The organism is Adlercreutzia caecimuris B7, assembly GCF_000403355.2.
Classification (GTDB): Bacteria; Actinomycetota; Coriobacteriia; order Coriobacteriales; family Eggerthellaceae; genus Adlercreutzia; species Adlercreutzia caecimuris.
In genome coordinates, this window is record NZ_KE159646.1 from 364791 (window position 1) to 377887 (window position 13097).

The following is a 13097-nucleotide window of genomic DNA, read 5'->3' on the forward strand; positions in this document are numbered from 1 at the left end:
GGAACCTGCCATGGCATTGCCAATCGTCGCCATCGTCGGCCGCCCGAACGTGGGCAAGTCGACGCTGGTCAACCGCATCGCCCAAACGAGCGAGGCCATCGTCCACGAGATGCGCGGCGTCACGCGCGACCGCAGCTACCACAAGGCCGACTGGAACGGCGTGGAGTTCATGCTCATCGACACCGGCGGCATCGAGATGGGCGGCGACGACGCCTTCCAAGGCTCCATCCGCTCCCAGGCCTTCGAGGGCGCCCGCGAGGCCGATGTCATCATCTTCCTCGTGGACGGCAAGACCGGTATCAACACCGACGACGAGGAGGTGGCCCGCATCCTGCAGAAGGCCAAAAAGTCCGTGTTCCTCGCCGTGAACAAGATGGACAACCCCGCCCGCATGGACGAGGTGTGGGAGTTCTACGCGCTCGGCCTGGGCGACCCGTGGCCCGTGAGCGCCCAGCACGGCAACGGCACCGGCGACTTGCTCGACGAGGTGGTGGCCGAGCTGCGCAAATGCGACCTCACCCCCGAGGAAGAGGTGGAGGCCATCAACGTGGCCATCATCGGGCGCCCGAACGCGGGGAAGAGCTCGCTGACCAACAAGCTCACCAACAACGATCGCTCTATCGTGAGCGACGTGGCCGGCACCACCCGCGATGCCATCGACACGCTGGTGGAGCACGACGGCCAGATGTACCGCATCGTGGACACGGCGGGCCTGCGCCGCAAGAGCCAGATCGACGAGGACGTGGAGTACTACGGCTTCGTGCGGGCCATGCGCGCCATCGACCGGGCCGACGTGGCCCTGCTCGTCATCGACGGCACCCTGGGGCTTACCAACGAGGACCAACGCGTGGCGGGCTATGCCGCCGAGCGCGGCTGCGCCATGGTGATCGTGCTGAACAAGTGGGACATCGTAGAGGGCCCCGAGGCCAAGGAGAAGATTCGCGAGCGCATCGAGGACCGCATGACGTTCGTCGGCTACGCGCCCGTGGTGGCCATCTCGGCGCTCACGGGCAAGCGCGTCGACCGCATCTGGAGCGCCATCGACACCGTGTACGCGAACTTCAGCCGCATCATTCCGACAGCGCGCCTGAACACATGGCTTGCCGGCATCCGCGAGACGGGCCACACCGTGTCGAAGGGCAAGGCCGTGCTGCGCATGAAGTACCTCACCCAGACCGGCACCTGCCCGCCCTACTTCACGTTCTTCGTGAACCGCCCCGATGTGGTGGACGACAACTACGAGCGGTACCTGGAGAACCGCATGCGCGAGGCCTTCGACCTCACCGGCACCCCCATCCGCTTCAAGTTCAAGAAGAAGGACTAGGCCGTGGACACCGTTGTCACCTACTTGATTCTGTCGTTCATCGTCTCGTTCCTGCTGGGGTCTATCCCCTGGGGCGTCATCGTCTCGAAGCTGGCCTTCAAGAAGGACCTGCGCGACGAGGGAAGCGGCAACATCGGCACCACCAACGCCATGCGCACGCTGGGGAAAGCCGGGGGCGCTGCGGTGTTCGCGCTCGACTTCGGGAAGGGGCTCTTGTCGGGATGGCTGGCGGCTTACGTGTTCGCGCCGGCGGTGGCCGGGGTGCCCATGGATATTGCCGCCGCCGATGGGGAGCTGCTCCTGGGCATCTCCTCCAATCCGACTTTGAACCCCGTAGCTCTCTGCATGGCCCTCGCCTTTGCCGGCTGCGCGTTGGGCCACATCTTCAGCCCCTGGTTGAAGTTCCACGGCGGCAAGGGCATTGCCGTGGCCGCCGCGTGCCTGCTGTTCGTCTACGGGCCCGTGGGCTTCCTCATCGAGGTGGCCGTGTTCGCTGCGGGCGTGCTGGCCACGCGCTACGTGTCTGTCGGCTCCATCGCCGCCGCGGTGGTATGCCCGCTTCTGGGCCTCTACTTCTACTGGGGCAATTGGGTGGCGTGGGTCATTATCTTGGCCACGGCGTTGGTGGTCATCTGGGCTCACCGCGCTAACATCGGCCGCCTGCGCGCCGGCACCGAGAACCGCATCGGCAGCAAGAAGAAGGTCGCACAATAAAATTTTCAACCATGGTCGGCGTAGAGGGAACACAGGGTGTTCTGACCGAGCGAGTTCCGCAGCGACTGAAACAGGACTAAACGTCCTGTTTCACAAAGCGAGGACTGTTTGAGCGAATCAGAATACCGCGTGGTCCCGACGGGCGGGGATTTACGAGGAAGGAACTGATCATGAAAGTAGCCGTTATCGGAGCCGGCAGTTGGGGGACGGCACTGGCGTTGGTGCTGGCCGAGGCCGGGCACGACGTGATGCTCTGGGCCCGCACGGCCGAGGTGGCCCGGGCGATCAACGCCGAGCATCGCAACCCGCGCTATCTGTCCGACTACCGCCTGCCCGACGCCATCCGCGCCACCTCAGACTACGCCGAGGCGTGCGAGGGCGCCGAGGCCGTGGTCGTCGTGACCCCGTCGGCGGCCCTGCGCTCTGTGGCCCGCGATCTGGCTGCGCTGATCGCACCCGATACGCCTATCGTCATCTGCTCCAAGGGCGTGGAAGAGGCAACGGGTCTTCTGCCCATCGACACCTTCGCCGCCGAGCTGGGAGCGCCCGAGCGCCTGGCGGTGCTGTCGGGCCCCACCCATGCCGAGGAGGTCATCTGCCGCAAGCCCTCGGCCGCCGTGGTGGCCAGCGTTTCGGAGGCGACGGCGCTGTTCTTCCGCGATCTGTTCGCCACCCGTTTCTTCCGCACCTACACCTCCGACGATCCCGTGGGCGTGGAGCTGTGCGCCGCCTTCAAGAACGTCATCGCCATCGCCGTGGGCATCAGCTACGGCATGGGATTTGGCGACAACACGGCGGCCCTGCTCATCACCCGCGGTCTGGCCGAGATGAGCCGCATGGTAGTGGCTGCCGGCGGCGAGGCCCTCACCTGCATGGGTTTGGGGGGTGCCGGCGACATGGTGGTCACCTGCATGTCCCAGCACTCGCGCAACCGCCGCTTCGGCGAGCAGTACGTGGCCCGGGGCCTTACCCTGGACGACTTCACGGCCCAGACCCACATGGTGGTGGAAGGGGCCATCGCCTGCAAGACCCTGCGCACCTTGGAGGAGCGCTACGGGGTGGAGCTGCCCCTGACCGACACGGTACGCAGCGTGGTGTGGGAGGCCGTGAGCCCCCGCGAGGCCGCCGCCGCCCTCATCGACCGGCCCCTCAAGTCCGAGTTCTACTAGGCTGATTGCGGGTCGTCCGGCGCGAGATGCGGGGTGGGGGCGCCGTGCTCAAACAGTCCTCGCTCGGCGGAAATGCCCACTGGGCATTTCCGTTCGCTGCGGAACTGCGCGCGGACCCCCGCCCCGCATCTCGCGCCTGCTTCTCCAATACTGAATTGTTCACCTGCATTATCAGGTTTCGCCTGGTAAACGATGCGCATACGTCGGCGCAACCGACGGGCCTTCTCGCTATTGGGGAAGCGAGAAGGCCTTATTGTTGTCATCAGCCGAGCGGGGAGGGCGCGAAAGCGAATCCGATCCGCGCGGATCTTGACAACATACCCAGAGCTTCCGTCGCACCGTCTCCTGCGTGAACCCTCCTCTCTCCTCTCTCTCAAAACCCTCGCGGCGGAAACCAAGTCCATGCGCACGTTTCCCCTTCTCCTCCGTGCGTACTGCGTTGCGGCCCTCCGGTTCCCCTGCCGGAGGGTCGCTTTTTTTATGGGAGAAATTGCCTGTCACCAGGGGAGCGGCGGTTTTGCTCTTGCAGTTTTCCCTCTGATACCGTACCGTTATCAAATGCTCGAATGAGGAGGAGGCTGTGGTGGAAAGCGAAGCGAAGAACGGCCATAAGAGGGCCTTTGGCCGTTGGGTCATCGTCGTCCTTGCGATCTTCGTCGCCATGGGCGCCTCCATTTACGGGGTGGCGCGGCAGACTTACGACGATATGTCCGAAGCCGCTATTCAGAACCTCAACGAGAATCTGAACCTCATCGAGAACACCGTCGAGGCCATTATGCGCAGCGAGGCGGAGTTCCAGGAGCTCATCGCCGAGGAGATCGCCGCGGCACCCGATCCCGAGGCCTACATCCTCAACCTGCGCAACAACGATACCACGGCCAAGCTGTCGGTGGTGCCCGCAGGCGCGAGCGAGGGGATCTCCAACGACGGCGAGCCGTTCAGTCCCGCCGATCTCGATTTCTCCGCCGGCGGCACGGTTATGGGGCTGCCTATCTCCCAGTCCTATGTCAACCATCTGGGCACCTGGGCCTACACCATCGCCTGCCCCATCGAGCGCGATGGCGAGACGGTGGGCACTCTGTACGCCGAGTACGTCTACGACGCCATCGAGCGATCCTTGCCCGAGGGCTTCTACGACAAGCAGGCGGTTCTGTACCTGATGGATGCCACGAGCGAGCGTTTCGTGCTGAAGCCTGCGGGCATGGGGGAGCGCGATGCGGGGCATTTGAACTTGGAGGACTTCTACCGGGCCAACAACGTGCTGGACGAGGAGACGCTGGCCCTCGTGGAGGGCGGCATCGCCGACAAGTCCTCCGTCATGTTCGCCCACCAGGTGAAGGACCGCGATTCGCTGTGCTACCTGTGGTCCATCAACGGGGGCACCACCTATCTGGTAGGCTACGTGCCCATGACTGCCATTCAGAAGGAAGCCGACGCGGTCAACACCGCCATCGCCCTCGTCATCGCCATTGCAGTGGCGGCCTTCGTGCTGTGCGTCGTCATCTACGCCTACAATCGCCGCCGGCAGCTCCAGCTGCAGAAGGCCCAGGAGGCGGAGCGGGCCCTTCACAACGAGCAGCTGACTCGGGCCCTCCAGGCGGCCGAGGTGGCCAACGAGTCGAAGTCGGCCTTCCTCGCCAATATGTCCCACGACATCCGCACGCCTATGAACGCGGTGCTCGGCTTCACCACCATCATCGCCAAGGAGGCCGATGACCCGGCTAAGGTACGGGACTGCGCCAGCAAGATCATGGCCTCGGGGCGCCACCTGCTCGACCTCATCAACGATGTGCTCGACATCTCCAAGATCGAGAGCGGCAAGGCCACCATGACCCTGACCGAGTTCAACTTGGGCGACTCCCTCGTGGCCGTGGAGTCCATCATCGGTCCCATGGCCCGCGACAAGCACCAGACCTTCCGCACCGAGATCGCGGGCGTGAACCACGAGCGCGTGATCGGGGATGAGACCCACCTGAACCAGATCCTCATCAACCTCTTGTCCAATGCCGTGAAGTACACCCCGGAAGGGGGGCATATCTGCCTGCGCTTCATCGGCCTGGCGCAGCACTCCAGCCAGTTCGAGCGCATCCGCATCGAGGTGGAGGACGACGGCTACGGCATGACCCCGGAGTTTCTGGCCACTATCTTCGATTCCTTCACGCGGGCCGAGAACAGCACCACCAACAAGGTGCAGGGCACGGGTCTGGGCATGTCCATCACCAAGAGTCTCGTGGAGCTCATGGGCGGCACCATCGAGGCCGAGAGCACCGAAGGGGTCGGCTCGCTGTTCCGAGTCGATCTGGAGCTGCGCATTCCCGACGAGCAGGCCCAGGGCTTCTTCTGGCGTTCGCAGGACATCGACGCCATGCTCGTGGTGGATCCCACGGCCGCCGGCCGCGAGACCGCGCAGCGCCAGATGGAGGGCACCGGCGTGCGGGTGGATGCGGTGCCGTCGGTGGAGGAGGCCCTCGCCCGAGCCGAGGCGGCCGCGCCGACGGGCGGCTACCAGATCGTCCTCATCTGCTGCGACGTGCTCGGCTCCGCTTGCCTGGAGGCGGCCGGTGCCCTGCGCTCGGCGGCAGGGGCGGCCGACGATCGGTCGGTGCCCCTCGTGTTCGTGCTGGATCACAACTTCGATGTGGAGGAGGGCCTGACCCTGCCGCCGTGGGCCGGCGTGCTCACGCGCCCCTTCTTCCTCTCCACCTTAAGGCGCAAGGTGGAGGACATCATCGGAGCGGGGCAAGCCGACGCGGCCGCGGCCTACGACGCAGTCCTTCAGGGTAAGCACTTCCTGGCCGCCGAGGACAACTTCCTGAATGCCGGCATCCTGAGCGAGCTGCTGGAGCTGGAGGGCGCCACGGTGGAAATCGTGGAGAACGGCCGGCTCGCCGTGGAGCGCTTCGAGACCTGCGAGCCCGGGGAGTTCGACGCCATCCTCATGGACGTGCAGATGCCCGTGATGAACGGCCACGCCGCGACCCGCGCCATACGCGCTCTGGAGCGCCCCGATGCCCGCACCATCCCCATCATTGCCATGACGGCCGATGCCTTCGTCGAGGACGAGAAGGCGGCCCTTGCCGCCGGCATGAGCGCCCATGTGGCGAAGCCTTTGGAGATCGGCGACTTGAAGCGGGTCGTCGATCTCCTTGTCGAGAAAGGACGGTCATGATCCAGCAGCGTGGGAGCCTGCGCCGCCGCATCGTCAGCGGTGCCGTGGCGGTCTTCGCGGCCCTGACCCTGGTTGCCTGTGGGAGCGGCGAGGGGACGCGGAATCTGGCCGTGCACGATGAGGGCGACGACGGCCCGGTGGTGAACTTCTTCAGCCCTATGGAGAAGGTCAGCCCCGATGCCGAGAACACAGCCCGCACCGCCAGCGACCAGACCATCGCCATGGCCGAGCAGGCCCTGGGCCTGACCGTGGCCTACCGCACCTACACCGCCGAGGACTACCAGGATAAGACCTATGATGAAGTGTGCCTCGATCGGGTGCGCAGCGCCAGGGACGATCTGTACCTGCTGAACTCCGACGTCATTGTGGCCCTGGGCTCCGAGGGCAAGCTTGCCGACTTGTCGGGGCTCTCCTCTGCCCAGAACCTGCGCGAGGAGGTGCGCGTGTCCAACACCGTGGACGGCAAGCTGGTGGCCATACCCCAGGAGGTGGTGGCCTACGGCCTGTTCGTGAACAAGGACATCTTCAAGGAATGCGGGCTTGCCCTGCCGAGCACCCCGGATGAGTTTCTCGCGGCCTGCCGCGTTCTGAAGGAGAAGGGCTATGACGTGCCCTTAGGGGCCAACCGCTGGTGGCTTGAGACCTTCGTCTTCGCCCAGGCCTACGCCGATTTGTACAACGGCGGCGACATCGAGGCCGAGGTGGCCGCCTTGAACGCTGGCGAGGCCCGCTACAGCGACTACATGCGCCCGGGCTTCGAGTTTCTGAAGAAGCTGGTGGATGCCGGCTACATCGATGCGGGCAACGCACTTAGGAGCGAGGCCTTCGAGGGGGCCGGCGAGGGAGCTGACTTCATGGCGGGGAAGAGCCCCATGGTGGTGGCCTACTGGGGCGCGGCGAATACCGATACCGCCTACGGCAACCCCTCTTTCGCTATGGAGGTGATCGGCTTCCCGAGCGAGCGCGGTCCCATGCCCGTGCTGTCCATGACCGGCTACGGGGTGGCCTCCGATGCCGAGCACGGCGAGGAGGCCCTGGCGGCTATGGATGTGATGCTCTCCGACGAGGCCCTGCGGCTGTACGCCGAGACGAACCGCGTTATCTCGCCCTCCAAGAACGTGGTCGTGGATTGCGCAGAGCCGCTACGGCCCCTGAACGATCTGGTGCAGGCCGATACCTACGTGCTGGCTTCCAACGCCGCCATGGACGTGGAGCAATGGGGCAACGTGTGCCTTATCGTGCGCGACCTTTTGGCCGGCGCATCGGTGGACGAGTGTATGGCGAAGCTGGACGCGCTGCAGGACGCGGCGCTCGCGGCATAGGCTGTAGGTCGGCACCGTCGATTCTGGTGCAAAAGTTCGGTTCTGGTGCAGAACGCCGTGCCAGCAGCCCGCTTCTCGCCGTTTATGATGCGAAAATGATGCATATCGACGGAAAAAAATCGGATAGGTGCTGCTTCGTGCACCGAAAACGAACTTTCGTGCCAAAAAAGAGAGGCGCTATCCGCTACCGAGCGTTTTGCCGTTCGAGGTTCAGAAGGGCGGTTGCTACGGGGCTGACGGGTTTGCCGGCTGCCGTGACGATGCGGTGCGTGGGGATGATCAGCGCCAGGGGGCTCTTCCTCACGGCCGCGCCCACGGTGCGGAAGGACTCGGGCGCGCCGAGGGCACCGGCCAGCTCGCGGGTGGTGCGCACCTGACCGTAGGGGATGCGCGCCACGGCTTCCCACGCCTCTTTCTGGAAGGGGGTGCCCGCGGCTGCCCACGGCACGGTGAAGGCCGTCCGCTTGCCGGAAAGGTATTCCATGATCTCGGTGGCGCATCGATTGGACACCGCGCTCGGGCGGCGCTTGCCGGGAAGGGCCGCCTCGCCGAGGACGATGGCGGTGACCGACGTCCCGTCGGCGCCGATGGTCACCGGGCCGAAGGCGGTGGGGTAGGTGAAGAAGGTGCGTGCGTCGCAGGCCACGGGCGCTCCTCGCTCTTGGGATGCAGGTTTGCCGCTGTCGCCCATTATACGCCGCCGCTTGCGACTGGTGCGCTAGAATAGCGTCACTGGAACTTCGCGAGATGAGGATGCGCCATGTACCAACCAGTGAGAATCGCCCCCTCTATTCTGTCCGCCGACTTCATGAACCTCGGGGCCGACATTGCCATGATCGAGGCCGCGGGGGCCGGCTTCGTGCACATCGACGTGATGGATGGCCACTTCGTGCCGAACCTCACCATGGGCGTGCCGCTTTTGAAGCAGCTGAAAGCCGCCACCTCGCTCGTCTGCGATGTGCACCTCATGATCGACAACCCCCTCACCGAGATCCCCTGGTTCATCGACGCCGGGGCCGATTTGGTGAACGTGCATGCGGAGGCGCTCACCGCCGACGAGCTCGTCTGCGCCGTGGCGATGATCCACGAGGCGGGGTGCAAGGCCGCCGCGGCCCTGAAGCCCAAGACCCCCGTATCTGCCTTGGATCCGGTCATCGACCGGCTGGACATGGCGCTCGTCATGTCGGTGGAGCCGGGCTTCTCGGGTCAAAGCTACATCGCCGGCAGCGATCGGAGGGTGGCCGAGGTGGCGGCCCGTGCCCGGGCGGCGGGCAACGAGTCCATGCTCATCCAGGTGGACGGCGGTATCGGCGAGGTTACCGCCCCGCTTGTGGCCGCGGCCGGCGCCGACGTGCTCGTGTGCGGCAACGCCGTGTTCAAGGCCGCCGACCCGGCGCTCGCCTTGCAGACGGTGCAGGCGGTAGCCGACGTGGCGCGCCTGACCGCCCTGGCCGGCGGGGAGGCGTAGGCCCTATGGATGCGCAGCTTCCCGTCTACCTGGATTACGCCGCCACCGCTCCTTTGTGCGAGGAGGCGGCCCGAGCCATGGAGCCCTTCCAGGTGCCCGGCCCGGAGAACTTGGCCGTGAACGCCAACGCCAACGGGCTTTACGGTCTGGGCCGGGCGGCCTTCGACCTGCTCGAGGATGCCCGACGCCGCGTGGCCCGCGCCCTGGGGGCCCGCCGTCCCGACGAGATCGTGTTCACCTCCGGGGCCACCGAGGCCGACGACGCGGCCATCGCGGGGCTCGTGGCTGCCGCCCGCGACCAGCGGCGCCTGGCCGGTCGGGGCAATCGTCCCGTTCATGTGATCACCTCGGCCATCGAGCACGACGCGGTGCTCGCCCCCTGCCGCCGCCTGGAGGCCGAGGGCGTGCGCGTCACCTACCTGCGCCCCGACCGCCAGGGCTTCATCGAGGCCCGCGTCCTGGAAGAGGCCCTCACCCCCGACACGGTGCTCGTGTCGGTGCAGGCCGCCAACTCGGAGGTGGGCTCCATCCAGCCCATCGCCGAGCTGGCGGCTCTGGCCCACAGGACCGGGGCGCTCTTCCACACCGATGCCGTGCAGGCCCTGGGGAAGATGCCCCTGAACATGGAGGCGCTCGGTGTGGACGCCGCCTCCTTCTCGGCCCACAAGATCGGCGGCCCGAAGGGGGTGGGCGCCCTGTACCTCAAGGCCCGCACTCCCTTTGCCCCGTTCCTGCTCGGCGGGGGCCAGGAGGGCGGTCGGCGCAGCGGCACCCAGAACGTGGTCGGCATCGTCGGTTTCGCCGCGGCCTGCGAGGCGGCTGCGGCCCGCGAGGAGGACGAATCGGCGCGCCTGCGGGCTCTGCGCGACAAGCTGTACGGGGCCCTCGGGGGCTTGGACGGCTTCCAGGCCACGGTGGAGGTGGATCCGGGCAGCCGCGACTTCCTCCCCAACATCGTGCACGTGCTGGCCGACGAGTGGGAGAGCGAGACTATGGTGCTGCGCTTCGATCAGCTCGGCTTCTGCGTGGCCGGGGGCAGTGCCTGCTCGTCCCATTCCCTGGAACCGAGCCATGTGCTCAAGGCCATGGGCATCAGCGGGGATATCGCCTTCAACGCCCTGCGCATCTCCATGGGCCGCTATACCACCGAGGCGGACATCGACGCCTTGGCGAGGGCCGCCCGAAAAGTTCTGAACTGGTAAGGAGAGCTATGGAACTCGTCAACACCCACTGCCACTGCGTGTACTCCGGCCACGGCGTCGGCTCTGTGGCGGAATATGCCGACGCCGCAGCTGCCGCCGGCCTGACCACGCTTGCCTTCACCGAGCACTTCCCGCTGTCGGCAGCCTTCGACCCGGATCGCTATCTCTCCATGACCGAGGAGAACCTGCCGCGCTACTTGGCCGAGATCGAGCAGGCTCGCGCCGCCCATCCCTCGGTGGAGTTCATCGTGGGCACCGAGATGGACTATCTGGGCGACTTGGAGGACCGCGCCTTGGACGAGGCTGCTCTGGCCCCCTTCGCCTTCAAGCTCGGCAGCGTGCACTTCATCGACGGCTGGGCCTTCGACGACCCGGCCCAGCGCGGCCGCTGGGAGGAACCCGGCGCCCCCGATGCCATCTGGCGGCGCTACGGCGAGCTGTGGTGCGAGGCCGCAGCGAATCGAACGAACCCCTATGACGCCATGAGCCATCCCGATCTGGCGAAGAAGTTCGGCTTCTACCCGACCTTCGATCTGGGGCCCTTTTACGAGGCCATGGCCGAGGCGGCTCGGGCCGGCGAGCGCATGGTGGAGGTGAACACGTCGGGGGCCTACTACGCCTGCGCCGAGATGTTCCCGGCCCCGGCCCTGCTGGCGGCGTTTCGCCGAGCCGGCGTGCCCTGCACCGTGGGCTGTGACTCCCACGATCCGGCCAACGTGGCCCGCGACATCCGCCGTGCCTACGACCTCATGTACGAGGCGGGCTATAGAAGCGTTACCGTCCCGACAGCCACGGGGGACCGCCGAAGTATTACCATCGAGTGAGGTGCGCGTCGCCCGCTCTGCCTCCGAGCAGTTCGGCAATGCGCCTGTGAAACGAAAGTCGAGGGCCGGTGCATGCGCATGGGCCTGAGCGTCGAAGGAAGCTGATCGCTATGGGTCTGTTCAGTAAAGGGGGGCGCGGCGGCGCTCCGACGAAGAAGGATGCGCTTTCGAAGCGCGGCACGAGCGAGCTGGCGAGAAAGTCGTTTTCCATGACCGTGGGCGCGCTCGAGGCTGCCTTGCTCAAGGAGTTTCCCGCCGAGGATGCAGAAGGCTGGGATCGCACGGGGCTTCTGGTGGGGGAGCGGTCGCTGCCGGTGACCCGCGTGGCCGTGGCCCTCGATCCCACGGTAGCCGCTATCGCCGAGGCCGCCGCTGCCGGCGCCAACGTGCTGCTCACCCACCATCCCGCCTACTTGGCCGCACCCGACGCCTTCGCCCCTGAGGCGAGTACGGCGGTCTGCGCTGGAGCCGGGGTGTGGGCGGCTATCCGCCATCAGGTGGCCCTCATGGATTTCCATACGGCACTTGATGTGAGTCCTGCGGCCGCCCGGGTGTTGCCCGGCATGCTCGGTCTGAAGTTCACGGGCAAGCTCGCCGAGCCGCTCTCCTCGTCGCGTCGCAAGGGCTACGGCCAGGTGTGCGAGGTGCCCGCCAACGGCGATGCGCCCGAGACCCTCGGACGTTTGGCCGCACGCTGCACGGCGGTGTTCGGCCGTGCCCCGCGGGTGTGGGGAGATCCGGAGGCGGCGGTGCGCCGAGCGGTCACCTGCACCGGTTCGGCGGGCGATACCGGCGCGGCGGCCCTGGCGGCCGGCGCCGACGTCATCGTGTGCGGCGAGATGAAGTACCACAGCGCGCTTGAGCTCTCCCAGGCAGGGCTGGCGGTCATCGAGCTCGGTCACGATGCGAGCGAGCTGCCGCTGACCGCCGTGCTGGCCGAGGCGCTCGACCGCGTCGGTGTGCCGCCCGAGGCCATCGTGCTCGTCGACCAGAGCGACAACTGGTGGTATCCCGAGGCCGTTCGCGTGTAGCGCGAAATAGATTTTTTCGGTCTCGTCCCTCAACGACGGTGTTTTCGCCTATCATTGTCGGGTATTCATCCGATCTGAAGGAGAGACGCCCATGGAAGCGACGCGCGAGGACATCGAAGGCCTGTTTGAGCTGCAGCGCATCGATCTGGAGGTCAAGCGCCTGACCAAGGAGCTCGACGACTTGCCCCAGCGTTCCATTATCGTGGCGGCCCGCGAGAAGACGACGGAGATCGAGGCGAAGGCCGAGAAGGTGGCCGAGCTGAAGCGCGTCACGGCGAGGAAGATCACGCGCATTGACGACGAGGATGCCTCCCTGGCCAAGAAGGAGGCCGGCGTGCAGGCGGCCATCGACGCCGCCCATGGCGATTTCCGCAACGTGGAGGCCCGTACCAAAGAGCTCGCCGGCATCGTGCGCCGCCGCGGCACCATCGCCGAGGAGCGCATCGGCGTGCAGGCCGAGCTTGATAAGATCACAGCCATGGAGGCTCAGATCGTGCTCGCGCTGGAGGAGCTGGCGGCCAAGGAGCAGCAGGCCATCGACTCCTTTCAGAAGCAGGGCGGCGATTTGAAGCTGGCCATCGCCAAGCTGGAGGCCGGCCGCGGCCAGGTGGAGGCGAAGGTTGATGCCGAGCTTGTGCGCAGCTACGACCGCATCGCGGCCCGCTCGGGCGGCGTGTCCGTCGGCGTGCTCGACGGCTCCCGCTGCGGCGTGTGCCGCATGCCCATCGAAGGCGGCCGGCTCATCGACCTGCGCGGCCAGGCCCCCCTGGGCATTTGTCCGTCCTGCAAACGTCTCTTAGTGATCGCGTAAAATTTTTCTTGTAACAGCCTGTGGGGCTGTGGTATATTAACAAGGCTGTGTCTTAAACAAGTA

Annotated in this window: 11 protein-coding genes; 10 read left to right on the plus strand and 1 reads right to left on the minus strand. The window is 66.2% G+C overall.

Going from position 1 to position 13097, the window contains the following annotated elements; translation table 11 throughout:
* Nucleotides 1-10: 10 nt before the first annotated feature.
* The 5 genes from der (at nt 11) to C811_RS05710 (ending at nt 7698) form a co-directional block, all read left to right on the plus strand.
* Nucleotides 11-1324 (plus strand): ribosome biogenesis GTPase Der, encoded by a 1314-nt coding sequence (gene der, locus C811_RS05690; RefSeq protein WP_016308551.1) that lies wholly within the window; start codon nt 11-13, stop codon nt 1322-1324.
* Between the two features lie 3 nt (nt 1325-1327).
* Nucleotides 1328-2038 (plus strand): glycerol-3-phosphate acyltransferase, encoded by a 711-nt coding sequence (locus C811_RS05695; protein ID WP_016308552.1) that lies wholly within the window; start codon nt 1328-1330, stop codon nt 2036-2038.
* A 170-nt stretch (nt 2039-2208) separates the two neighbouring features.
* Nucleotides 2209-3207: an NAD(P)H-dependent glycerol-3-phosphate dehydrogenase gene (locus tag C811_RS05700; RefSeq protein WP_016308553.1), complete on the plus strand. Its 999-nt coding sequence runs from the start codon at nt 2209-2211 to the stop codon at nt 3205-3207.
* Nucleotides 3208-3787: 580 nt separating this feature from the next.
* Nucleotides 3788-6376, plus strand: a complete 2589-nt coding sequence (locus tag C811_RS05705; RefSeq protein ID WP_016308554.1) for a hybrid sensor histidine kinase/response regulator — start codon at nt 3788-3790, stop codon at nt 6374-6376.
* Complete coding sequence (locus C811_RS05710; RefSeq protein ID WP_016308555.1) at nt 6373-7698, plus strand: ABC transporter substrate-binding protein; 1326 nt, start codon at nt 6373-6375, stop codon at nt 7696-7698. The genes C811_RS05705 and C811_RS05710 overlap by 4 nt, the downstream gene beginning before the upstream one ends.
* Before the next feature lie 184 nt (nt 7699-7882).
* Here the strand turns inward: C811_RS05710 and C811_RS05715 are convergent, their stop codons facing one another.
* Nucleotides 7883-8344, minus strand: coding sequence for a methylated-DNA--[protein]-cysteine S-methyltransferase (locus C811_RS05715; RefSeq protein WP_016308556.1), 462 nt, complete (start codon nt 8342-8344; stop codon nt 7883-7885).
* A 114-nt stretch (nt 8345-8458) separates the two neighbouring features.
* Between C811_RS05715 and rpe the strand changes: the two genes are divergently transcribed.
* The 5 genes from rpe (at nt 8459) to C811_RS05740 (ending at nt 13034) form a co-directional block, all read left to right on the plus strand.
* On the plus strand, nt 8459-9166 hold the full coding sequence (rpe, locus tag C811_RS05720) for a ribulose-phosphate 3-epimerase (protein ID WP_016308557.1): 708 nt from the start codon (nt 8459-8461) through the stop codon (nt 9164-9166).
* A 5-nt stretch (nt 9167-9171) separates the two neighbouring features.
* On the plus strand, nt 9172-10368 hold the full coding sequence (locus C811_RS05725) for a cysteine desulfurase family protein (RefSeq protein WP_016308558.1): 1197 nt from the start codon (nt 9172-9174) through the stop codon (nt 10366-10368).
* A gap of 8 nt (nt 10369-10376) precedes the next feature.
* Complete coding sequence (locus C811_RS05730) at nt 10377-11192, plus strand: histidinol-phosphatase HisJ family protein (protein WP_016308559.1); 816 nt, start codon at nt 10377-10379, stop codon at nt 11190-11192.
* A gap of 110 nt (nt 11193-11302) precedes the next feature.
* Nucleotides 11303-12223 carry a Nif3-like dinuclear metal center hexameric protein gene (locus tag C811_RS05735; protein WP_016308560.1) on the plus strand — a complete coding sequence of 307 codons (921 nt, stop codon included), beginning with the start codon at nt 11303-11305 and terminating at the stop codon, nt 12221-12223.
* Between the two features lie 91 nt (nt 12224-12314).
* Nucleotides 12315-13034, plus strand: a complete 720-nt coding sequence (locus C811_RS05740; RefSeq protein ID WP_016308561.1) for a zinc ribbon domain-containing protein — start codon at nt 12315-12317, stop codon at nt 13032-13034.
* The last annotated feature ends 63 nt before the right edge of the window (nt 13035-13097 follow it).

Excerpts from the sequence above, each read along its gene's own strand:
- der (WP_016308551.1), top strand. The coding sequence starts at position 11 with ATGGCATTGCCAATCGTCGCCATCGTCGGCCGCCCGAACGTGGGCAAG.
- C811_RS05700 (WP_016308553.1), top strand. The coding sequence starts at position 2,209 with ATGAAAGTAGCCGTTATCGGAGCCGGCAGTTGGGGGACGGCACTGGCG.
- C811_RS05710 (WP_016308555.1), top strand. The coding sequence starts at position 6,373 with ATGATCCAGCAGCGTGGGAGCCTGCGCCGCCGCATCGTCAGCGGTGCC.
- rpe (WP_016308557.1), top strand. The coding sequence starts at position 8,459 with ATGTACCAACCAGTGAGAATCGCCCCCTCTATTCTGTCCGCCGACTTC.
- C811_RS05725 (WP_016308558.1), top strand. The coding sequence starts at position 9,172 with ATGGATGCGCAGCTTCCCGTCTACCTGGATTACGCCGCCACCGCTCCT.
- C811_RS05730 (WP_016308559.1), top strand. The coding sequence starts at position 10,377 with ATGGAACTCGTCAACACCCACTGCCACTGCGTGTACTCCGGCCACGGC.
- C811_RS05735 (WP_016308560.1), top strand. The coding sequence starts at position 11,303 with ATGGGTCTGTTCAGTAAAGGGGGGCGCGGCGGCGCTCCGACGAAGAAG.
- C811_RS05740 (WP_016308561.1), top strand. The coding sequence starts at position 12,315 with ATGGAAGCGACGCGCGAGGACATCGAAGGCCTGTTTGAGCTGCAGCGC.